This window comes from Allobosea sp. 05T439 (assembly GCF_056396005.1).
Genome location: NZ_JBFTKP010000007.1, coordinates 83,465 through 104,519, shown reverse-complemented (window position 1 = coordinate 104,519; position 21,055 = coordinate 83,465). Strand labels below are relative to the sequence as shown.

The following is a 21,055-nucleotide window of genomic DNA, read 5'->3' as shown; positions in this document are numbered from 1 at the left end:
CGTTGCGGCGCCGTCATTCTCCCCGGCTGATATATTGCGAAGTTTCCGCAGCCTTGTCAGCCCATTTTCTCAAGCGAATTCGGGCGCTCTTCACAGCCGTGGAGCACGGCCCGTGCGAGGCTCAGCTGACCGCCGCGCTGTTCTGGGCCAGCGCCCGGCCGCGGATCGGCATCGAGAGATCGTCGGCAAGCGCGCGGTTGATGGCGGGCAGGCCGTCGAGCAGGCTCGGGACGAAGGCCTGAGACGGCGGCATGCGCTTGGGCAGGGCGTGAAGGGCGGCAGCCATGATCGCCGGATCGCGCGTAGCCTGACCATCCTGAAGCGGATCGTGCAGCATGGTGGCGAGCTTAAGGCTGTCGGCGCGTTCGGCGCGGATGCTCTGCTCCCGCCGTGGCCGGACGCGCGGCACGATCAGCGCCGGCTTGTCGAAGGAGAGGATCTCGCAAAAGGTGTTGTAGCCGCCCATGGCGACCACGCAGTGAGCGCGATTCATCAGGAGTTCGAGGCGCGGCTCGAAACCGAGGCCTTCGAGCTTCGGGATGCGAGCGATCCGCTCGGCGAAATCCTTGCGCTTCTCGCGCGACATGAACGGGCCGAACACGATCAGCGCCGGCAGCTCGATCGTCGGGTCGGATTCGTAGGCCGAAATCACCCAGTCGGTCAGGCCCATGCCGTCCCCGCCGCCGCCGGGGGTGACCAGGATGAAAGGGCCCTTGGTGATCTTCGGGTGACGGGTCGGCGGCATCGGGCTTGGCACGGCGCGCTTGAGATAGCCGGTATAGCGGATCTTGTCGGCGAAGAGATGCTGGTCGGGCAGGCCCTGAAGCGGCTGATAGACGCTTTCCAGCCCATAGACGAAGATATCGTCATAGACCGAACCCAGTGCCTCGAGCGCGCCGCTATGTCGCCACTCCTCGAGGACCTTGCTCGGCTCGTCGAGCACGTCGCGCAGACCGAGCACGATGCGGGCACCGCGCCGGCGCAGGATCTCGAGTGAAGACAAGAGTTCGCCGCGCAAGCCCACGGGCTCCTTGTCGACGATCACGACGTCCGGATCGAAGGACAGCACGGTCTGTCTGATCAGGTCGGCGCGCAGGCGCAGCGTGTCGCCGAGATCGAGATTGAGATGATGCGGGGCGTAGCCCCCGTCATCCTGTTTCTCGACGCCGGGAACGCGGACATAGTCGACGCCGTCGCCGAACTGGAAGCTCGAGATCATCGACGAGCCCGAGACGATGATCACTGATATATGAGAATAGCTGGCGACCAGGGAATTGGCGATCGCGCGGCAGCGGCGGATATGGCCGAGCCCGAAGGTGTCGTGGCTGTAGATCAGCACCCTCGGGGCCTGAGGGCTGCGCGGCGCGCGGTCGGCACCGCCGATGTCGATGACGTTATACGGCATAGACGGCTCGCCCTCCGCGAAACGGCCAAACGACCTCGAGCGAGGGCGAACGCACCTAGAATTGTTCGGATTCGGATATAGCGCCACACGCGCGTCCATCCAAGTCCGGCTTGGCCAGGTGGCGGACGCTCACCCAGCGTCGCAGCTTCACTCTAGGCAGTGTTCGAGCCTGAAAACAACTGTCGAAGGCCGACCAACTCCACGGCGGGGTGATGGACCATTGAGCCGAGCAAGGCATCGAGAACGGCCCAGGCCCCGTCATCATGGTCGCGGTGATGCAGCAACAGGCCAAGTGGGCTGTTGCCTATTCCAGCCTCACGTCTTCGTGTGAGTTCCGTGACGATCTCCTCGGCAATGGCGGGGGCCGGGCGACCAATGCGCCCGCCATGCCAGTCGATGATGTCGATCTGGGTGTTGACGACGGAAAACCCGCGGGGAGCCGCGAAGCCGAAATGGCGGAAGCAGGAGAGCCCGCTGAAGCCGAGCTCCGGCAAGCCTGCCGCGATATCCCTGTCGATCCGGTTCCACGGGGGGACGAAGACCGGCAGCAGGGTCGGGCCAAACAGATCCATAAGCCGGCGTCGCCCAGCCGCGATCTCTGCGCCAATGATGTCCCGAGACCGGTGGCTTCCGAACTCCGACTTCTTCTCGCCCTGGGGGGCGTGATTGCGGTGCCAGGTGCCATGCTGGCAGGGCATTAGGAGCGGGGCGCTCCGCAAGCGCTCGCAGAGAGCGGGTTGCGCCAGGAAGGGGATGACCGCGAGTAGCACGGGCGCATCGAAATGTTCGGCCAGGGCTGCCAGCCTGTCGAGCTGCGGGCTTGGCGCGATCGCGTCGTCATCGCGAAGCCAGAGCTGAAGGCGCCGGCCCTGCGTGCTCCAGCGGTCGAGTTCGGCGAGAAGCGGAGCCCAGAGCGGGGTGCTCATGGCCCGGTCGATTCCGCGCGCGCGACCCGATATGCGGCGCGAGCCGCCTGCGCCAATGCGAGGCCGTGCGAGATGATCTCGCTCGTCCGGTCGAGCGTCCGTTCCCGCAAGACGAAGTTTCGCGCGGCGCGACCCATATCTTCGCGCCGGTTCGTGTTCTCGATGAGCTCCGCCAACGCTGTTGCCAAAGCCGCGAGGTCGCCATCCTGCACCAGGATCGCGGTCTCTCCATTTCGGACGGTGGCTGCGACGCCGCCACTGTCGAAGGCGACGACCGGGAGACCCGCAGCCTGGGCTTCGAGATAGACCAGGCCATAGGCTTCGCCGATGCCGGGCCACACAAATATGTCATGCTCCGCCAGCGCCGCGCCGACGGCAGGGCGATCCAGCGCACCGCGCCATTCGATGCGCTCGCGCGGGAGGGGCGCGAAGGCCACTTCGACCTGATCGCGCACGGGTCCATCGCCAATGATGGTGAGCGTCCAGGGACGATCGATCAGGCGGGCGAGGCTGGCGGCAAGCGCTTGATAGCTTTCGAGCTTAACGCCTGGACGCATCATCGCGACGGTGATCAGGCGCGTGGCTGCGGCACCGGATCGGCGGTGGGGAGTGGAGGGCTCCAACGCGATGAAGGGGGGCAGCTCGAGGAATTGCGTGCGGTCCGAGGAGCGGGCCTCGACGCCACCACGATCACGCTCGGTGAAGCAAAAATGCAGATCGGCAGCGCGGAAGCCGCGCCTTGCGAGTGCGACATGCCGGGCCCATTCCCCTTCGGAGCGCCGGCCGGAATCGCTTGCCTCGGCGACGACATAGGGAATGTCGAGCCGCTTCGTGATCTCGGGCCCCAGGAGGTCGGGGGCCTTGTAATAGCTGTGATAGGTGAACCAGAGCCCCGGCCGGTTGCCATTGGTCTCCCAGGCGGCCAGCAAGGCATCGCGCCGGCCGGCCGCCTCGGCGAGGCGCTGATCCAGGAGCGCGGGCTCCGCGCTGCGCATATAGGAGCGCGCATCCGCGATCGGGGCGACGGCATGGCCGAGCCGTGTCATCGCCTCGACGAGCTGGTGCGCCATGCGCCGGTCACCGGAAATCCTGCCGTCCTCATACGCATTGAGCGGCGTGTGAAATGCGATCCGCACAGGATGTCAGGTCCGCGAGCAGGAGGTGGCGGCGCGCTCAGCGGTAGGGATCGGCCGCATCGCGCAAGCCGTCGCCAAGGAAGTTGAAGGCCAGGATGATCAGGATCACCGGAACGACCGGATAGAGCAACCAGGGATAGAGCGCCACAACATTGACGTTCTGCGCCTCGTTCAGCATCACGCCCCAGCTGGTGATCGGTGGCCTGAGTCCAAGTCCGAGGAAGCTGAGCGCCGTCTCGCCCAGGATCGTTTTCGGCACGGTGATGGTGGCCGAGGCGATGAGATGGCTCATGAAGCCCGGCACGAGGTGCAGGCCGATGATCCGCGCAGGCTTGGCGCCCATCAGCTGGGCGGCGACGACATAGTCTTCCTCGCGCAGCGAGAGCAGTTTCGAGCGGACCGCGCGGGCAAGACCGGTCCAGTCCATCAGGCCGAGAATCATCGTGATGCCGAAATAGACGAGCAGCGGGCTCCAGGATGGCGGCATGATCGAGGCCAGCGCGAGCCAGAGCGGGATATGCGGCAGGGACTGCACGATTTCGATCACGCGCTGGATGAAGAGATCGATCTTGCCGCCGTAATAGCCGGCGATACCGCCGATGATGACGCCGAGGATGAAGCTGACACCGACCCCGAGCAGGCCGATGCTGAGCGAGATGCGGCCGCCATAGATGATGCGCGAGAGCATGTCGCGCCCGAGCCGATCGGTGCCGAGGAGAAACAGCGTGCCGTCCTTGGGAGGGCAGACGAGGTGAAGGTTGCCCGGTACCAGGCGCCAGAAATCGTAGTCGTCGCCCCGGCAGAAGAAGCGGATCAGCTGCGGCCGGCTGCGGTCGACATCGTATTCGCGCTTCAGGTTCTCCATGTTGAGGCGCTGCGTATAGGGATAGACGAAGGGGCCGAGGAAGCGACCTTCGTGGAAGAGATGCACCTCCTGCCGCGGGGCGCGGATGAATTCGGTATTGCGGGTGGTGTAATGGTAGGGCGCCAGGAACTCGGCGAATATCACCGTCAGATACATGAGGATGATGAAGACGCCGGAGATCACCGCGAGCCGATGCTTGCGGAATTTCCACCACATCAACTGCCATTGTGACGCGAGATAGACGCGCTCCTGCTCAGGCGTCATGCGTTCGACGGCGTAGGGTTCGAACGGCGCGGTCGAGGCCGTATGCAGCAGCGGCGCGCCGTCTGGCGGGAGAGCGGGCTTCACTTGGTGGCCGCTCCCTGGAGGCGGATGCGCGGATCGAGGATCGCCAGCGCGATGTCCGAGATCAGCACCCCGATCACGGTGAGGAACGAGAGGAACATCAGGAAGGAACCAGCGAGGTACATGTCCTGCGCCTGCAGGGCGCGGATCAGCAGCGGACCGGTCGTCTGAAGCGAGAGCACGATCGCGACGATCTCCGCGCCGGAGACGATCGAGGGCAGAATGTCGCCGATATCGGAAATGAAGAAATTCAGCGACATGCGCAGCGGATATTTGCGCAACGCCTTGCCGGGCGGCAGCCCCTTCGCGCGGGCGGTGACGTAGTACTGCTTCTGGAGTTCGTCGAGCAGGTTGGCGCGCACGGCGCGGATCATGCCGGCGGTGCCGCCGGCGCCGATGATGATGACGGGAATCCAGAGATGCTCCAGCACCGAGCGGAGCTTTGCCCAGCTCATCGGCTGGTTGAGATATTGTGGATCGACGAGCCCCCCGATCGAGGTGCCGAACCAGACATTGGCGAAATACATGAAGACCAGCGCCAGCAGGAAATGCGGCACGGCAAGCCCGATCAGCCCGAGGAATGTGAGGCCGTAGTCACCCCAGCTGTATTGATGGGTGGCGGAATAGATGCCGATCGGGAAGGCGACGACCCAGGTGAAGATGATGGTGACGAAGGAGACGATCATCGTCAGCAGCAATCGATCCCCGACGATCTCGCTTACCGGGCGCTGATATTCGAAGGAATAGCCCATGTCGCCGCGCATGAGCCCGGTGACCCAGTGGAAATAGCGCTCGATCGGCGGCTTGTCGAAGCCATACTCCGTMTTCAGGAACTCGATGCGGCTGAGGTCGGCCTTTTCGCCCTGGGCCTGCATCTCGGCGGCAAGCGTCTCGAAATAGTCGCCCTCGGGCAGGTTGATGACGGTGAAGATCAACGCGCTGGTTACCAGCAGCGTCGGTATCATCAGCAGGATGCGCTTGAGGATGTATTTCAGCAGCATCGGTCAGCTCTTCACCTGAGCATCGTCGAACCAGAAGGTATCGGGCAGGTAGCGGCCGAAAAAGGCACCCGGCTCGAAGCTGTAAAGGCCCTTTTCGGGAACATTGCGCAGATTGCGCGAGACCACGACCGGCTGGAGCGTGCCATTGACCACGCCGATGGTGAAGAGCTGCTCGGCATTGATCCTCAGCATCGCGCGCCAGATCGTTCTGCGCTCGTCATGGGTCACGCTTACGCGCCAGGCCTGGTAGAGCCTGACCAGTTCCTGCGCTTCGGCCAGGTCAGGCTCTTCGCCTTCGCGGCCGCCGCTTTCCAGGAACTGGCCCCAACGCGGCCAGTTGAACTGCATCGACGACGTTGGGGCGAGCGCATCGGGTTCCATCTCGGCCGCGACCAGCGCGTTATCCATGCCCGCCCAGGCCGACATCACGGTCTGGCCGGCCAGGATGCGGCGGCGAAAGACGTCGCGCTGGGTCGAGCGGGGATAGATCTTGATCCCGACCTCCTGCAGATCCTGTTTGATCAGGTCGAGGATGTCCGTCTCTTCGGTGCTCTCGCCGGCGGTTTCCACGGTAAATTCGAGGCGCTGGCCATTGGGAAGGAGCCGTATGCCGTCCGGGGCACGTTTGGTCAGCCCGATCTCGTCGAGCAGGCGGTTGGCCAGCGCCCGGTCAGCCTGCATCCACATATTGGCGTTGGCGGCGTCATAAAGTGGGCTCTCGGGCAGCGCCGTATTGCCGCTTTCCTTGGCAAGGCCAAAGAAGATCACCTGGTTGATGTCCTTGCGATTGATCGCGACGGAGAGGGCGCGGCGGTAACGGACATCGCGATTGAGATCGCGCCAGATCGGATCGATGGCATTCAGGTTCGGCATCAGCGCAAACCAGGAGCCTTCGGCCCGCTTCCAGAGCCTGACGTCGAAATTCATCCGCTTCGAGGCGTCCTTCAGGAAGGTGTAATTGTCGAAACGGAGATAGCGCGCCTGGAGGTCGCTCTCGCCGGCTGCGGTCTTCGCGGGGATCAGCGAATTCGTGCCAATCGTGATTGTCACTTCGTCGGCATAGGGCAACTGCCGCCCGGCCTGGTCGACGCGGTGGAAATAGGGGTTGCGCTGGAAAGCGAACTGCTCGGCGGGGAGCGATGTCAGATTGCGCCAGGGGTCGAGCGTCGGCAGATCGGGGTTCTCGGGCCTGTACATGCGCGAGAACCGCTCGTGCAGCGAGCCCCAGTCCTTGACGCGCGCCGTCTTGACGCGGGCATAGAGCGTGACCTTGTCGGCGTAGCGCTCGTGGAACTGCTTCAGGTAGCCCGAAGGCATGTAGATATAGGTCGGTTGGGCGTCGGCGAGCGAGGGCAGGAAGACCGGGTTCGGCTTGCTCCAGCTGTAGCGGACCTCGGTCTCGCTCAGCACTTCGAAGACCGGCTTCTCGCCGCCCGCGAGCATCGCCTGGGGCGGCCCGCCAGGTGAGAGGCGCCGGTTATTGGCGAAATCCTCCCACCAGTAGCGGAAATCCTCCGTGGTGAAGGGGCTGCCGTCCGACCAGCGATGCCCCTTGCGCAGCTTCAGCGTGAAGACACGGCCGTCCTTGACGTCGACCGCCTCCAGGATGTCCGGCGCGAGTTCGAGGTTGTCGTCATAGACGAGAAGCCGGGTATAGCTGTAGAGCGTCATCATCCTGATGTCGCGCTGGTCGCCCATCAGCATGCGCATCGTGCCACCATGCCGCCCGGGAACACGGTCGGGGCCGGACACTTCGATCACGCGGGGCTCTTCCGGCAGGCGAAGCGCGATCACCGGCATGGTGCCTGCCGCCACCTTCTCGGCCCAGAATGGGCTGTCGATGAAATCCATCGGGTTGGGTTCGCGTGCGAGCACGCCGCGCGGCAGGCCCTGAACGGCGAGAGCGCCGGCTCCGAGCAAGAGAGCGGCACGGCGTGTGGGATGCTGCCGGCGGGATGTCATCAGACCAACTCCCTGTGGTTTGCTTCCGGACGGGCCAGGACGTAGTGGCCTTCGCCCAGGGATAGCGGCTCGAGGCTGACGCCGGGTTCCGGTCTGAAGGCCGGCGCCCAATGGCTGTAATCGGAGGCGCCGCCGGGTGCGACGAGCTTGAAATCGAGCTTGCGGTCGAGATCGGCGAAGGGCACCGAGCGCAGCAGGGCTTTCGTATAGGGGTGAGCTGGCGAGGCAAAGAGGGCGTGGCGCGGCGCGAGTTCGACGATGTGGCCATTGGCCATGACCGCGATCCGGTCCGCCATGTAGTTCACGACGGCGAGATTGTGCGAGATGAACAGGAAGGTGAGGCCGCGCTCGGCCTGTAGGTCCTTGAGCAGGTTGAGGATCTGCGCCTGCACCGAGACATCGAGCGCCGATACCGGTTCGTCGCAAACGATCAGGTCCGGGTCGAGCGCGAGCGCGCGCGCAATGCCGATGCGCTGACGTTGGCCACCGGAGAAGGAATGCGGGTAACGGCTGAGGAAGCGCGGATCGAGCCCAACGCTCTCCATCAGGCTGCGCACGCGGGCCGTCTGCTCGGCGCCGTCACCGCGCTCGTGAATCACCAGCGGCTCGCGCAGGATGTTCATGACGGTCATGCGCGGCGACAGAGACGAGACCGGGTCCTGGAAGATCATCTGGACTCGCTGACGGAAGCGCCGCAGCTCCTCGCCCTGCAGGGAGAGGACGTCTGTCGGGCCGAAGCCGTCATTGAAGGTCACCGCCCCGGCATCGGGCGTGATCGCGCGCATGATGATCTTGCTGACGGTGGTCTTGCCGCAGCCGCTCTCGCCGACAAGGCCGAGGCATTCGCCCCGCGCGATGTCGAACCCGACATCGTCGACCGCAAGCACCGTAGCCTGGGTGCCCTTGCCGAAGAACCCGCGCGAGCCAGTGGTGTAGGTCTTGCGCAGGTGGCGCACGCTCAGCAATGGCGGCGCATTGGCAGGCCGGGAGATGAGCGGGGCGGCACGCGGCGTTGCCACAGGCTGGGCACGTGCCTCGCGCAATGCGACCAGCCGCTCGCCCTCCTGCATGTCGAAATGCGGCGAGGCTTTCAGCAGCGCTTTGAGATACGGGTGTCGCGGACGTCGGAAGATATCCTCGACAGGACCGCTTTCCATGATCTCGCCGTGATAGATCACCACAACCTCGTCGGCCATGTTGGCAACGACGCCGAGATCATGGGTGATGAGCAGGATCGCCATGCCCATCTCGGCCTGGAGATCTCGCATCAGGTCGAGCACCTGGGCCTGGATGGTGACGTCAAGAGCAGTGGTCGGCTCGTCCGCGATCAGCAGGGCGGGCTGGCAGATCAGGGCCATGGCGAGCATGGCGCGCTGACGCAGACCGCCGGAAAGCTCGAACGGGTAATAGCCGTAGGCGCGCACCGGGTCCTTGAAGCCGACGCGCCGAAGCATCGTCTCGATCTGCCGGCGTGCCGAAGCATCATCGGTCGGGCGATGCAGTTGCAGGGCTTCCTCGATCTGGTTGCCGATGGTGTGCACCGGTGAGAGCGAGGACATCGGCTCCTGGAAGATCATGCCGATACGGCCGCCGCGCAGCGCGCGTATCGCTTCGCCTTCGGCGGTCAGGCCCGCAATGTCGATCACGGTGTTCCGGTCGAGCGGATCGCGAAATAGGATCTCTCCGCCGGTGACGGCGCCCGCGCGGGGCAGGAGCCCCATGATCGCCTGCGAGATCACCGATTTGCCGGATCCGGACTCGCCGACAAGGGCAACTGTCTTCCCCGCGGGGACACGCAGACTGACCCCCTTCACGACATCCCGGGCGAACCCGTGCACCGTGAAGCCGATCCGCAAATCGCTGATCCGCAAGATATCCATGAGCTGCTAACGCCTGAACCCCGTATTCACTCCCGGGTCACCGGGTCCCCTGGCACTAGACGTGGAAAGTTGCGTCTTGCCAATCTCTGTCTTGCGCGCGCTCATTCCGGCGGACATTGCCCGTTCCGGATGACATCCGCGCAACGCGGCCCGCGCCGGAAATCGTCGTAACTTACGCTCCACGGGCCTGTGTTGGCGGCGCGGTAAGGTCCGAACTTGAAATACTGCTTCTTTCCGAGGCCTGGGCCGCGATGGCCGATCGGGCCCTTGATCGTGGCGACGTGTCGGCCGTTCGCCACGATCTCGACATGGCCGTTGCCCTGCGGGCCGGGGCTCGAGCGAAAAACGAAGTCGATCCAGCCCGCGCGAGCAGGCGGCAGCCCGGCGTGATGGGTCACCTGGATTCCTGGCGCGCAGGCATTGAAATAGGCGGGGTAGTCGGCCCGCGTGCTGCCGGTCTCAAGCGCCACCAGAGCGCGGGTCTGCCGCGCGACACGACGGTTCACGGCCAGGGCCTCTCCGGGGAGGCAGCCGTCTGGGCGTTCTGCGCCGCCGATCGGAAAGACCTCGATCATGTCGGTCTCTACGGTGACACCAAGCCGCCCCTGAAACAGCCTGAGCGCCAGAAAGGGCGAATAATCTCCCTCTGCTCCGGGCGTGATCTGGCGCTTCCACTGCGCCATGACATAGCGGGCATCGTCCTGCGGCACGGGATCGTCGAGGCGCATGGCGAAGCCGTGCCAGACCGTCTGATCGTAGCTTGCCAGGACCTCGGGCTTCTCCCAGACCTCGGCCCTTTCGCTGCAATTGCGCGCGCCCTTCGCGCAGAGCGGCTTGACCGACAGGGTGAGCGCGCCCCTGCCATCCAGGGCGCCTTTCTCCTGAAATGTCACCTGTCCGGCGCGCTGTTCGGCATTGTCCTTATAATAGAGCCCGCCTTCGAGGGCGAAGCGCCCGGCATCGAAAGCATCCCTCAGGAACAGCGAAGATCCGTCCTGTGCCGCAGCCAATGACGGCGGTGTCAGCGCGAGCAGGGCAATCCCTGACATCCCTGCCAACCGCCGTCCGACACCTCTCAGCCGCATCGTCGTTCCTCCGCGCATTGTGATCGAAACATGCGGCCGGGCGCCAAGCAAGCCGTGGGCATGCCGCATTGCGACATTGCGCAAGGGCCGTGACTGACACACATATGACGCGAAACTCAATAAGCGGTGCACCATCCGGTTCGCCAGACAGGACGTCCCTTGGAGACGAACCTCTTTCGTTACATCTGGCAGAAGAGCCGTGGCGAACAGATCGTCGTCCTGCTGATMATCCTTGCCTCAATTCCATTCAACTGGGCCTCGTTCGTCGTGCCGAAGCGCATCGTCAACGATGCGATCCAGGGCGGAGCCTTCAAGGACGGCCAGACCAGCGCGACGCTGATGGACATCACGCTGCATTGGCCGGACATCTTCGGCGGCGGCAGCGTCCACCTGTTCGACGGCTTCCAGGTCGGCCAGCTCGGGCTGCTCTTCGGGCTGAGCTTCTATTTCCTTGTGCTGGTGCTGATCAACGGCGTCTTCAAATACGTGATCAACGTGCGCAAGGGCATCCTCGGCGAGCGGATGCTGAGGCGCATGCGCTACGACCTGTTCAGCCAGCTCATGCGCTTCCAGCCGGAGGATATCAGGGCGGTCAAGCCGGCCGAAGTGGCAAGCATGATCAAGGACGAGGTCGAGCCGATCGGCGGTTTCGTCGGTGATGCCTTCATCCAGCCGGTCTTCCTGCTTAGCCAGGCGTTGACGGCGCTGGTTTTCATCATGGTGCAAAGCGTCTGGCTGGGCTCGATCGCACTGTTCATCGTGATCGCCCAGGCGATCATCATCCCGATCCTGCGGCGGGAGCAGTTACGGCTTGGCCGCGAAAGGCAGATCGCATCGCGCCTGCTCGCGGGGAGGATCGGCGAGATCGTGGATGCCGGTCCGACCATTCAGGGGCATGGCGTCACCAACTATATGCAGTCGGATATTGCCGGGCGTCTCGGCAACCTTTTCGACATCCGCTACGCGCTCTACAAGCGCAAATTCGCGGTCAAGTTCCTCAACAACCTGCTGGCCCAGATCACGCCATTCTTCTTCTACGCAGTCGGGGGCTATTTTGCCCTGCAGGGCCGGCTCGATATCGGCCAGCTCGTTGCCGTGATCGCGGCCTATCGCGATCTGCCGCCKCCGATCAAGGAACTGATCGACTGGGATCAGCAGCGCAACGACGTCACCATCAAGTACGAACAGGTCGTCGGCCAGTTCAACCCTGACGAGACAATGGTGCTCGACGAGGAGGAGGATTGTTMGAACCTGCCCGACAAGGGCGAGATCAGGCTCGACAGCGTCCAGATGCTCGATAACCGCGGCCAGCCGCTGCTGTCGCCCTTGTCGTTTCAGGTGCCTCGTCCCAGTGTCGTTGCCGTCATCGGGCCGCCGGGGGGAGCGCGCGACGTCTTCGGCCGCATCCTAGGCCGCCAGATCATGTCCTATTCGGGACGGGTCCTGATCGACAGGGCCAGCCTCGCGCGATTTTCGGTCGAGAAGGCAAGCCATCTGATCGGTTATGCCGGCCAGGAGGTCGAGATCATCAACGGCACGCTGCGCGACAACATCCTGCTGCCCCTCAGGCGCCGGCGGCCGAGCCTGAAGCCAAAGGAACCGATCACGCCGCAAGAGCACAGGCGGCTGATCGAAGCGGTCCGCTCCGGCAATACGCCCTTCTCGTTTGCGGCCGACTGGACCGACTATGAAGGGGTGGGGCTCGCCGACGCCGCCGAGCTTGAAGCGCATGTCCAGCGGATTCTGGAGGTCCTTGGCTGCGACGAGGACGTCTACGAGCTCGGACTGGACGGCAAGGTCGTCCTGCCGCTCGACCAGTCGATCATCGACAGGATCACCGAAGCCCGCAAGGTCGTGGCGGCGGAACTGTCCAAGAGCAAGCTTGCCGGACTGGTCGAGACATTCGATCCCAAACGCTACAATGCCAACGCGACCATTGCGGAGAACCTGATCTTCGGGGCGCGCAAGGGGGCGCGTTTCGCCAATGATACCCTGCTGGCGGAGCCCTATGCGCGCGCCCTGATGCAGGCCGAAGCGCTGATCGAGCCGCTCGTCGAAGTGGGTGCGCGCATCGTCTCGACGGTGGTCGAGATCTTCGAGGGACTGCCGGCCGGCCATGCCTTGTTCGAAAGGTATTCCTTTGGCACGAACTTCGACCTCGAGATACTGAAGAGCCTGGCCTCGGTTCTTGCCAAGCACGATATGCGCAGCCCGCTCGATCCGGAAACGGAGCGAAACCTGATGGCGCTCGCGCTCGGCTATATCGAACCGAAGCACCGCCTCAACTTGCTGGACGATGCCCTGCGGCGGCGGATTTTGCGTGCGCGGGCAAGTTTCAAGGCCCATTTGCCGGCGGATGCTGCCAGTTCGGTCGATTTCTATGACCCGGACCGCGTCATGGATGGGGCCAGCATCCGCGACAATCTTCTGTTCGGGCGCATCGGCTTCGGCATCAGCGATGCCGGCCGCAAGGTTGCCGACATCATGCGAACGGCGCTGTCTCGCGCAGGTCTGGACGGCTCGCTCTATCGCGTCGGACTCAACACCGATTGCGGGCTGCGTGGCCGCTATCTGCCGGCCCGGATCCGGCTCGCGATCCCACTCGCCCAAGCCTTGATCAAGACGCCGCAGATCGCGATTCTCGATCCGAGTGCGCTGCTTGCCACGACAAACAAGGGTGGTGAAATCATCAGCCGCTTGCGCAAGCATTGTGCCGGCATGACACTGTTTCTACTTCTTGGTGATGGTAGTCTCGCCAGGGACATTTCGCCGAGGCTCGTGTTCAACGGATCCTTCGGCGTGATTGAAGACGGCGACAGCGATGGCGAGGACGAAACGGAACATCGGGCCGTTTCATCTCCGTTGCGGGTCGCCGAGGGGGTAGAGGTGCGACAATGACGCTCGAAAGCGATATCGCCTGCCTGCGGAGCATACCGCTCTTTCGCAGCCTGCCGGCGCCACGGCTCAAGCTTGTGGCCTTGATGGGTGAACGCCTGCATTTCGAGCCGGGGACCGTCATCATCCGGGAAGGAGAGAGGCCGCAAGGCGTCTACTTCATCCTGGAGGGAGAGGTGGAGCTCCTCCACATGGAGGGTGAACGCCCCGCCAAGCGCTTCCAGTTCGAGACGGGAAGCATCTTCGGCGACGTGCCGATGCTGAGCGACCAGGCCTATCTCGGCGAAGCTGTCGCCAAGACCGAGGTCTGCGCGCTCCGCCTGCCGAAGGATCTGTTCTTCGAACTGCTCGGCACCGTTCCCGATTTCAGCGTTGCGCTGTCACGTGATCTGGCCTCGCGCCTGTACCGACTGGCCAATTACGTCCTGCATAGCGAGAAGGTCCATTGAGGACACGGGAAAACTMATGAGTCTGCCGCAGACCGGCACGAAGCGTTCGCCTGGATTCGATGCCGGCATGAGCCAGGTTTCGTCCTGGAGCCGGGATATCCGCCTGGTGTCAGGGTTCGTCCTGCTCGTCTTCGCGACGACCCATTTCCTCAACCATGCCGTTGGGATCGCCGGTGTTGCGGCGATGGAGCAGGTGCAGGAATGGCGCTACGCTGTCTGGCATTCCTGGCCGGGAACCGTCGCGCTCTATGGCGCTCTGATCGTTCACCCGCTCTTTGCTCTGGTGCGAGTCGCGCAGCGCCGGACCTTCCGCATGCCGGTGCGCGAAATCCTGCAGATCGCGCTGGGCCTCGCCATCCCCCTGCTGCTCGTCGACCATATCGTCAGCACCCGGATCATCGGGCATTATTTCCATATCGACGAGAGCTACCACGCGGTGCTGCGACGGCTCTGGCCCGGGCACGCCTTGGCGCAGTCGCTGCTCCTGCTCCTGGTCTGGACGCATGGCATGATCGGCCTGCACTTCATCCTGCGCAGCCGGGATAGCTATGCGCGGTGGCGCGATCCCTTTCTTCTGGTCGCGATCCTCATTCCGGTTCTTGCCCTGATCGGCTTCTCCGTCGCCGCGCGCGAGGCCGTGCAAATGGCCCTGCCGCCGGAGGCACGCAACGACGCCCGGTCGGCGATGTCCAACTGGCATGAGATGTGGGTGAAGAGTGGCTTCTTCGGGCTCGTAGGCTCCTTCGCGATCTTCGTTGCGTTTCGCGAGTTCCGGGTGCGGACGACCCGTGCGATCACGGTGCGCTTCGTCGGCCATGGCGTGCGCAAGGTCGTGCCCGGCCCGACCGTGCTTGAGCTGTTCCGGCGCTTCAATATTCCGCATGCGGCGCTTTGCGGTGGGCGGGCGCGCTGTGCCACCTGCCGCGTGCTGGTCCTCGATGGTGCGGATGGGCTTCCGGCGCCAGGGCCGAACGAGGCGAAGCTGCTGCGTCGGATTTCGGCGCCGCCGCGTGTCCGCCTCGCCTGCCAGATCCGACCGCGCGACGACCTGCAGGTGCAGTTGTTGCTCGCATCCAAACTCGGATCGGCCATACGAGCCGTCGAACTGGATAGTTCCATTGCCCGGCGCGGCCTGACCGTGATGGTGGCCGATCTGCGCGCTTTCTCGGCGCTGTCGGAGCGTCAACTGCCGCATGAGCTGATCGGATTGCTCAATCGCTTCTTCGACGAGATGGCGCAGGCGATCATCGCTCATGGCGGGCGCATCGATGCTCTCTATGGCGATGGCTTCATGGCGGTGTTCGGCCTGGAAGCCAGCCCGGCCAAGGCGGCACTGGCTTCGATCGCGGCTGCTGGCGACATCGTGCGGGCGGTCGACGCCCTGAATCGTGAGTTCAGCGCGGCCCTGCCGCTGCCGCTGCGGATCGGCATCGGCATCCATACCGGCCAGGCTGTCGTCGGCGCGGTCGAGAATGACAGCCTCGGCCGGCATGAGATCACGGTCGGCGAGACGGTGGCGATCGCGAGCCAGTTCGAGGCCGCGACACGGCGTGTTCTCGCCGATATCGTGGTTTCGGAGACGACTGTTGCAGTGACCGGCCGGAGCTTTGCCGAAGCCGTTCCGCTGAAGGTGATGATCAAGGGCCGGGATGCGCCGATGGCGGCCTATGGCTTCGCCAGGACGCCACGCATCGACGCTGCGGATGAGGCTGACGCGGTGGACGCCAGCGCAGTGGCGACGCAAGGCGCGACGCAGGATGCTGGCAATGGGGAGCAGCGGGCTCCCACCGAGACGCCCACCCCCGCGAATCCGGCTGGGCGGCGCCCCAAGACGCAGGCTGACCAGAAGCCCGAAAATCAGGACGTCTGAGGCTCAGGGCGGGCCATAGACCAGGAAGCGGCGGCGGTCGTATCCGGCGCTGCGCAATGCCGGATCGTCGATCGTCATGGCGAGATCGATAAGCGGCGGAGCCGGCCGCGTCGCCGTGATCGCGCCGATCTGGCCGCAGGCGCGTTCCAGATCGAGCGCGTAGTCGATCACAAGGGTCTCGGCTGCTTCCGCAAGGGCGAGCAGTTCGGGCGGGGTCGCCGCGGTTCCCCCGAAGGGCTTGAGCGACAGGCCGAGCAGCACCAATGCATAGGGCTTCGGCGGGGCAAGCGCGATGGCCTGAAGCTTGGCGGCCCGATGCAGGACCGTGCAGGGCTTTCCGTTCAGTATATCTGCTTTGAAAGCCGGTATTTTCGGGTCGATCACCGTCACCGATTGCGGGGAATGGGTGAGAAAGCCGGTGATCGGCAGCCCGGCGCCCCCGATCTCCACGATATGCGGGCAGTGCCGCACCGCGTGCGCGGCGAGCACCTGTCTTAAGCAGGCGCCGGGGCCGGCGAGATGGGGCAACAAGGTTCCCGAAGGGGCCATTGCGCCGTCATTCTCGTGACTGGCCTTTATATCCGGGCTTGCATATGGTCCGGCCGAATTCATCCCATCCCTTCGCGATATGGCATGACCACGGACACGCCTTCGGACGCCTTCTACGACATTCTGCGCGGTGTCGCAGCCCTGACCGGAAACAGGGTCGTGGCCGATCTCGCGCGGCTGATCGGCCAGGGGATGCCGCCGGAACTCTGGATCGCCTTCAACCACAAGCAGATCGCGTCCAAGCGCTGGCTGGTCGATGCGCTGGCCGAGACTTTGCCGCGACCGGAGGGGCCGGTCTGGGTGCTCGGGGCGTGGTATGGCGTGCTCGGCGCTTTGTTGCTGGATGATCCGCGGCTCGACCTCGGCAGGGTGGTCAGCCTCGACCGCGATCCCGCGTGTGCGGAGATCGCCGAACGCCTGAATCGCCGCCATGTCGCGGAAGAGCGCTTCGGCGCTGTCACTGCCGATATGATGCAGCTTGATTTCACGAGGGAGCCCGAGCGGCCCGGCCTGGTGATCAACACGAGCTGCGAGCATCTGGCCGATGTGCCCGGCTGGGTCGCATCGCTGCCGCCCGGTCTGCCGGTGCTGTTGCAGTCGAACGATTATTATCGCGAGCCGGACCACAAAAGCTGCGTCGCCAGTCTTGAAGCGTTCAAGGAGCAGGTCGGACTGTCCGAGATCCATTTTTCCGGCGCGCTGCCGGGCAGGAACTATACGCGCTTCATGCTGATCGGCCGGCGATGAGCGAGGTGAAGGAGCCGCGGATCGCGATTGCGATGAAGGGCTATCCGCGCCTGTCGGAGACGTTCATCGCACAGGAATTGCTGGGCCTGCAGCAGCGCGCACTGCCTTTTTCGATCTGGTCGCTGCGTCAGCCGACGGATGGCGCACGCCACCTCATGCACAAGCAGATCACGGCGCCCGTGACATACCTGCCGGAGTATCTGCACGAGGAGCCGGGGCGTGTGCTGCGCGGCATCGGGCGGGCTCTGTTCCGGCCAGGATTCCTTCGGCTCCTGCCGGTTTTCCTGCGCGATCTTGCCCGCGATCCGACGCGTAACAGGGTGCGCCGCTTCGGCCAGGCCTGCGTGATGGCGCGGGAACTCCCGGGGAGTATCGACCATCTGCACGTTCACTATCTGCATACGCCGGCCTCGGTGATCCGATACGCGGCGCTGCTGCGTGGCTTGAGCTGGTCATTTTCGGCCCATGCCAAGGATATCTGGACGACACCGGACTGGGAGAAGCGCGAAAAGATCGCCGACGCAGCCTGGGGCGTCACCTGCACTCGTGATGGACATGCGGAGCTGACGCGGCTTGCGGATCGCACCGACAAGGTCGCTCTGCTCTATCATGGGCTCGACCTGGCGCGGTTTCCCGCGCCTCCGGTCGCGCGGATCATGCGCGATGGTCGCGACCCTGCCGATCCGGTTCGTTTCATCACCATTGGTCGGGCGGTGGAGAAGAAGGGCTTCGACGATCTGCTCGCAGCTCTGGCGGCGCTGCCGGCAGAGCTTCACTGGCGGCTGACCCATATCGGCGGCGGCGAAAGGCTCGCTGCGCTGAAGGCGTTGTCCGCGAATCTCGGACTGGCGGAGCGGGTCATCTGGTCGGGGCCTAAGGCTCAGCAGGACGTGATTGCGGCCCTGCGCGATGCGGATCTCTTCGTATTGCCCTCGAAGCAGGCGGGCGATGGCGATCGCGATGGCCTGCCCAATGTCGTGATGGAGGCCGCAAGCCAAGCCCTGCCGATCGTTGCGACCGATTTCGCGGGCATTCCCGAATTCGTACGCGAAGGCGTCGAAGGTGTGCTMGTGGCGCCGGGCGATCGGGAGGCACTGGCGCGGCAATTGGCCGATCTCGCGTCGTCCCCGACACGGCGCGTCGCCCTTGGGGAGGCCGCCTTCCAGAGATTGGCGCAGGAGTTTTCGGCAGCGGCGGGACTCGACCGGGTCCAGGCGATGCTGTTGGACGCAGCGAACCGGCGGCGATCATGACGCCCCGCGTCCTGATCGCCGTCACGCACCTCCTCGGCAGCGGCCATCTTGTCAGGGCCGCTCATCTTGCGCGTGCCCTTGGGGCCGCCGGATTCGAAACCGTGCTGGTCAGTGGCGGGGCCGCGCCGCGATCCGTCCCGGACGGTTCGTTCACCTTTGCCCAGTTGCCGCCGGTCAAGGTCGAGGGTGTTGACTTCCGGAACCTGCTCGACCCGGAAGGGAGACCGGTTTCGCAGGACTATCGCGCCTTGCGCCGGAAGACGCTCTGCGATCTCACGGCGCAGCACCGGCCCGATGTCGTCATTACCGAGCATTTTCCGTTCGGACGCCGACAATTGGGCGATGAGTTTCTGGGCCTCATCGGCGTGGCGGCGGCGGCCAATCCACGGGCGCTGGTCCTGTCCTCGGTGCGCGATGTCCTGGTGACGCCGCGCGCCGATCGCATCCGTGAGGCCGAAGCGCGCATCGCGGCACATTTCGACGCGGTCCTCGTCCATGGCGACAGAGCCTTCCTGCCGCTGGAGCGGTCCTGGCCGGTTGCACCAGAGCTGGCGCGAAAGCTGCGCTATACCGGTTACCTGACCGGCCCCGAGGAGTGCGCCGCTCCCTTGGAGCCTGGCGAGATCGTGGTGTCCGGAGGCGGTTCGGCTGCTGGCTTGCCTCTGTTCGAGCTCGCCATCGCGACCGCGACCTTGATGGGCAATCGCAGGCGCTGGCGTATCCTTGGCGGTCAGGGCATCGGCGCAGAGGAATTCGCCGACCTGGAGGGCAAGGCGCCGGCGCATGTCCGCGTCGAACGTGCGAGACCGGATTTCCCCGGGCTGCTTGCAGGCTGTGCGCTTTCGATCAGCCAGGCCGGCTACAACACGGTGCTAGACCTGGTCCGCGCCGGGCGGCCGGCGATCGTGGTGCCCTTCGATGCCGGAAACGAGACCGAGCAGGCGATCCGCGCCGAGGCGATGGAGAATGCAGGCCTCGCACGTTGTCTGCGCCTGACCGGACCTGATTCGCTGACACCGAACAGGTTGGAGAAAGCGGTGACGGAGATGCTGGGGGCAGATGCGCCCCCACCGCTCACGATCGACAGGGCAGGGGCCGAAACCTCCGTCGCGATCATTGCGAAGCTGCTGGCCGAACGCGCCTGAACGCTCGGCATGTCTTTTGCGACATGCCTCCTGCGTATTGCCGTTGCGGCGGTTTGCGAATTGCCGCTCCGACGCTTTCGCACTAATTAGGTTTCGTACGCCTCCCCTTTCGGTCGGCAGTGGGACAACCGGTGGTTCGCCCGGCACTGTTCTGCGCCCGGAGACAAGACAATGACGACGACGATTGCCCAGGGCCTTCCCGATATGAAGCTGTCGGTGCGCCAGACTTTTGGGATMGACTCCGATCTCGAAGTGCCGGCCTACTCGCAGGCCGACGCCCATGTGCCCGATCTCGACGTCGACTACCGATTTGACCGTGACACCACGATCGCGATTCTCGCGGGCTTCGCGCATAATCGACGCGTCATGATCTCGGGCTATCACGGCACAGGCAAATCGACCCATATCGAACAGGTCGCGGCCCGCCTGAACTGGCCTTGCGTGCGCGTCAACCTCGACAGCCACGTCTCGCGCCTCGATCTCGTCGGCAAGGACGCGATCGTGCTGAAGGAAGGCAAGCAGATCACCGAGTTCCAGGACGGCATCCTGCCCTGGGCGCTGCAGAACAACATCGCGCTCGTCTTCGACGAGTACGACGCCGGTCGCCCGGACGTTATGTTCGTGATCCAGCGCGTGCTCGAGCAGTCCGGCAAGCTGACGCTGCTCGATCAGAAGCGCGTCATCCGTCCTCACCCTGCCTTCCGCATGTTCGCCACGGCGAACACGGTCGGCCTCGGCGACACGTCGGGCCTCTATCACGGCACCCAGCAGATCAACCAGGGCCAGATGGACCGCTGGTCGATCGTGACGACGCTGAACTACCTGCCGCACGACAACGAAGTCGCGATCGTGCTCGCCAAGTCGAAGCATTATCAGGCCTCGCCCGAGGGCAAGGACATCGTCAACAAGATGGTCCGCGTCGCCGACCTGACACGCAACGCCTTCATGAACGGCGATCTCTCGACCGTCATGAGCCCGCGCACGGTCATCACCTGGGCCGAGAATGCCGCGATCTTCGGCGATATCGGCTTCGCTTTCCGGGTGACGTTCCTGAACAAGTGCGACGAGATGGAGCGCACGCTCGTGGCGGAGTTCTTCCAGCGCTCCTTCGGCAAGGAATTGCCGGAGAGCGCGGTCAACGTCGTTCTGAGCTGAGGGGAAACGGGTCATGGCGAGCGCGCGCTATCAAGGGAGCTGCCATTGCGGGCGGGTCGGGTTCACGGTCGAGGCAAGCCTCGAGCGGACGATCACCTGCAACTGTTCCTATTGCCAGCGTCGCGGCTCGATCCTGACCTTTTCGCCGGCGACGGCCTTCACCCTTGAAAAGGGGGAGGATGCGCTGACCGAATACCGTTTCCACACGCAGAAGATCCAGCACCTGTTCTGCGAAACCTGCGGCATCGAATCCTTCGCTCGCGGCTCGATGCCGGACGGCACGCCGATGGTCGCGGTGAATGTACGCTGCCTCGAGGGTGTCGAGCCCGCCGAACTCGATTCGACGATGTTCGACGGGCGCTCGCGCTAGCATCAAGTCAAAGGACG

The 21,055-nt window shown here is 64.5% G+C and carries 17 protein-coding genes; 8 read left to right on the top strand and 9 right to left on the bottom strand.

Annotated features, from left to right (window positions below):
• Nucleotides 1–121: 121 nt before the first annotated feature.
• The 8 genes from AC1DIO_RS10235 to AC1DIO_RS10200 all read right to left on the bottom strand — a co-directional run bounded on the left by AC1DIO_RS10235 (nucleotide 122) and on the right by AC1DIO_RS10200 (nucleotide 10,569).
• Nucleotides 122–1,504: a glycosyltransferase family protein gene (locus AC1DIO_RS10235; protein ID WP_476768905.1), complete on the bottom strand. Its 1,383-nt coding sequence runs from the start codon at nucleotides 1,502–1,504 to the stop codon at nucleotides 122–124.
• 53 nt (nucleotides 1,505–1,557) lie between these two features.
• Nucleotides 1,558–2,331, bottom strand: coding sequence for a polysaccharide deacetylase family protein (locus AC1DIO_RS10230; RefSeq protein ID WP_441505690.1), 774 nt, complete (start codon nucleotides 2,329–2,331; stop codon nucleotides 1,558–1,560).
• Complete coding sequence (locus AC1DIO_RS10225) at nucleotides 2,328–3,401, bottom strand: glycosyltransferase family 4 protein (RefSeq protein WP_441505689.1); 1,074 nt, start codon at nucleotides 3,399–3,401, stop codon at nucleotides 2,328–2,330. Before AC1DIO_RS10225 ends, AC1DIO_RS10230 begins: the two co-directional genes overlap by 4 nt.
• A 103-nt stretch (nucleotides 3,402–3,504) precedes the next feature.
• The gene (locus AC1DIO_RS10220; protein ID WP_441505688.1) at nucleotides 3,505–4,680 is read right to left on the bottom strand and encodes an ABC transporter permease; all 1,176 of its coding nucleotides are present in this window, start codon (nucleotides 4,678–4,680) and stop codon (nucleotides 3,505–3,507) included.
• On the bottom strand, nucleotides 4,677–5,675 hold the full coding sequence (locus AC1DIO_RS10215) for an ABC transporter permease (protein ID WP_476853403.1): 999 nt from the start codon (nucleotides 5,673–5,675) through the stop codon (nucleotides 4,677–4,679). Before AC1DIO_RS10215 ends, AC1DIO_RS10220 begins: the two co-directional genes overlap by 4 nt.
• Before the next feature lie 6 nt (nucleotides 5,676–5,681).
• Nucleotides 5,682–7,640 carry an ABC transporter substrate-binding protein gene (locus AC1DIO_RS10210; protein ID WP_441505687.1) on the bottom strand — a complete coding sequence of 653 codons (1,959 nt, stop codon included), beginning with the start codon at nucleotides 7,638–7,640 and terminating at the stop codon, nucleotides 5,682–5,684.
• Nucleotides 7,640–9,520, bottom strand: coding sequence for an ABC transporter ATP-binding protein (locus AC1DIO_RS10205; protein ID WP_441505686.1), 1,881 nt, complete (start codon nucleotides 9,518–9,520; stop codon nucleotides 7,640–7,642). The genes AC1DIO_RS10210 and AC1DIO_RS10205 overlap by 1 nt, the downstream gene beginning before the upstream one ends.
• Nucleotides 9,521–9,621: 101 nt before the next feature.
• Complete coding sequence (locus tag AC1DIO_RS10200; RefSeq protein WP_441505685.1) at nucleotides 9,622–10,569, bottom strand: polysaccharide lyase family 20 protein; 948 nt, start codon at nucleotides 10,567–10,569, stop codon at nucleotides 9,622–9,624.
• Between the two features lie 195 nt (nucleotides 10,570–10,764).
• Between AC1DIO_RS10200 and AC1DIO_RS10195 the strand changes: the two genes are divergently transcribed.
• Genes AC1DIO_RS10195 through AC1DIO_RS10185 form a run of 3 tightly spaced genes read left to right on the top strand, consistent with a single transcriptional unit; the run spans nucleotide 10,765 to nucleotide 15,819 of the window.
• Complete coding sequence (locus AC1DIO_RS10195) at nucleotides 10,765–13,503, top strand: ABC transporter transmembrane domain-containing protein (protein ID WP_476853373.1); 2,739 nt, start codon at nucleotides 10,765–10,767, stop codon at nucleotides 13,501–13,503.
• Nucleotides 13,500–13,949, top strand: a complete 450-nt coding sequence (locus AC1DIO_RS10190; RefSeq protein ID WP_441493203.1) for a cyclic nucleotide-binding domain-containing protein — start codon at nucleotides 13,500–13,502, stop codon at nucleotides 13,947–13,949. The genes AC1DIO_RS10195 and AC1DIO_RS10190 overlap by 4 nt, the downstream gene beginning before the upstream one ends.
• Before the next feature lie 16 nt (nucleotides 13,950–13,965).
• A complete protein-coding gene (locus tag AC1DIO_RS10185; RefSeq protein ID WP_441505684.1) occupies nucleotides 13,966–15,819 on the top strand; it encodes an adenylate/guanylate cyclase domain-containing protein in 1,854 nt (617 codons plus the stop codon).
• Nucleotides 15,820–15,822: 3 nt separating this feature from the next.
• Here the strand turns inward: AC1DIO_RS10185 and AC1DIO_RS10180 are convergent, their stop codons facing one another.
• A complete protein-coding gene (locus AC1DIO_RS10180) occupies nucleotides 15,823–16,368 on the bottom strand; it encodes a hypothetical protein (RefSeq protein WP_441505683.1) in 546 nt (181 codons plus the stop codon).
• An 84-nt stretch (nucleotides 16,369–16,452) separates the two neighbouring features.
• On the opposite strand from AC1DIO_RS10180, the gene AC1DIO_RS10175 reads away from it, so the two are divergent.
• From AC1DIO_RS10175 to AC1DIO_RS10155, 5 genes are all read left to right on the top strand, one after another.
• Nucleotides 16,453–17,115, top strand: a complete 663-nt coding sequence (locus AC1DIO_RS10175) for a class I SAM-dependent methyltransferase (protein ID WP_441493206.1) — start codon at nucleotides 16,453–16,455, stop codon at nucleotides 17,113–17,115.
• Nucleotides 17,112–18,368, top strand: a complete 1,257-nt coding sequence (locus tag AC1DIO_RS10170) for a glycosyltransferase (protein ID WP_441505682.1) — start codon at nucleotides 17,112–17,114, stop codon at nucleotides 18,366–18,368. Before AC1DIO_RS10175 ends, AC1DIO_RS10170 begins: the two co-directional genes overlap by 4 nt.
• The gene (locus AC1DIO_RS10165) at nucleotides 18,365–19,513 is read left to right on the top strand and encodes a glycosyltransferase family protein (RefSeq protein ID WP_441505681.1); all 1,149 of its coding nucleotides are present in this window, start codon (nucleotides 18,365–18,367) and stop codon (nucleotides 19,511–19,513) included. Before AC1DIO_RS10170 ends, AC1DIO_RS10165 begins: the two co-directional genes overlap by 4 nt.
• A gap of 171 nt (nucleotides 19,514–19,684) precedes the next feature.
• A complete protein-coding gene (gene cobS / locus AC1DIO_RS10160) occupies nucleotides 19,685–20,668 on the top strand; it encodes a cobaltochelatase subunit CobS (RefSeq protein ID WP_069878864.1) in 984 nt (327 codons plus the stop codon).
• A gap of 13 nt (nucleotides 20,669–20,681) precedes the next feature.
• Complete coding sequence (locus AC1DIO_RS10155; protein ID WP_441505680.1) at nucleotides 20,682–21,038, top strand: GFA family protein; 357 nt, start codon at nucleotides 20,682–20,684, stop codon at nucleotides 21,036–21,038.
• The last annotated feature ends 17 nt before the right edge of the window (nucleotides 21,039–21,055 follow it).

Excerpts from the sequence above, each read along its gene's own strand:
- AC1DIO_RS10235 (WP_476768905.1), bottom strand. The coding sequence starts at position 1,504 with ATGGACGCGCGTGTGGCGCTATATCCGAATCCGAACAATTCTAGGTGC.
- AC1DIO_RS10230 (WP_441505690.1), bottom strand. The coding sequence starts at position 2,331 with ATGAGCACCCCGCTCTGGGCTCCGCTTCTCGCCGAACTCGACCGCTGG.
- AC1DIO_RS10225 (WP_441505689.1), bottom strand. The coding sequence starts at position 3,401 with ATGGCGCACCAGCTCGTCGAGGCGATGACACGGCTCGGCCATGCCGTC.
- AC1DIO_RS10210 (WP_441505687.1), bottom strand. The coding sequence starts at position 7,640 with ATGACATCCCGCCGGCAGCATCCCACACGCCGTGCCGCTCTCTTGCTC.
- AC1DIO_RS10205 (WP_441505686.1), bottom strand. The coding sequence starts at position 9,520 with ATGGATATCTTGCGGATCAGCGATTTGCGGATCGGCTTCACGGTGCAC.
- AC1DIO_RS10200 (WP_441505685.1), bottom strand. The coding sequence starts at position 10,569 with ATGTCAGGGATTGCCCTGCTCGCGCTGACACCGCCGTCATTGGCTGCG.
- AC1DIO_RS10190 (WP_441493203.1), top strand. The coding sequence starts at position 13,500 with ATGACGCTCGAAAGCGATATCGCCTGCCTGCGGAGCATACCGCTCTTT.
- AC1DIO_RS10185 (WP_441505684.1), top strand. The coding sequence starts at position 13,966 with ATGAGTCTGCCGCAGACCGGCACGAAGCGTTCGCCTGGATTCGATGCC.
- AC1DIO_RS10180 (WP_441505683.1), bottom strand. The coding sequence starts at position 16,368 with ATGGCCCCTTCGGGAACCTTGTTGCCCCATCTCGCCGGCCCCGGCGCC.
- AC1DIO_RS10175 (WP_441493206.1), top strand. The coding sequence starts at position 16,453 with ATGACCACGGACACGCCTTCGGACGCCTTCTACGACATTCTGCGCGGT.
- AC1DIO_RS10165 (WP_441505681.1), top strand. The coding sequence starts at position 18,365 with ATGACGCCCCGCGTCCTGATCGCCGTCACGCACCTCCTCGGCAGCGGC.
- AC1DIO_RS10155 (WP_441505680.1), top strand. The coding sequence starts at position 20,682 with ATGGCGAGCGCGCGCTATCAAGGGAGCTGCCATTGCGGGCGGGTCGGG.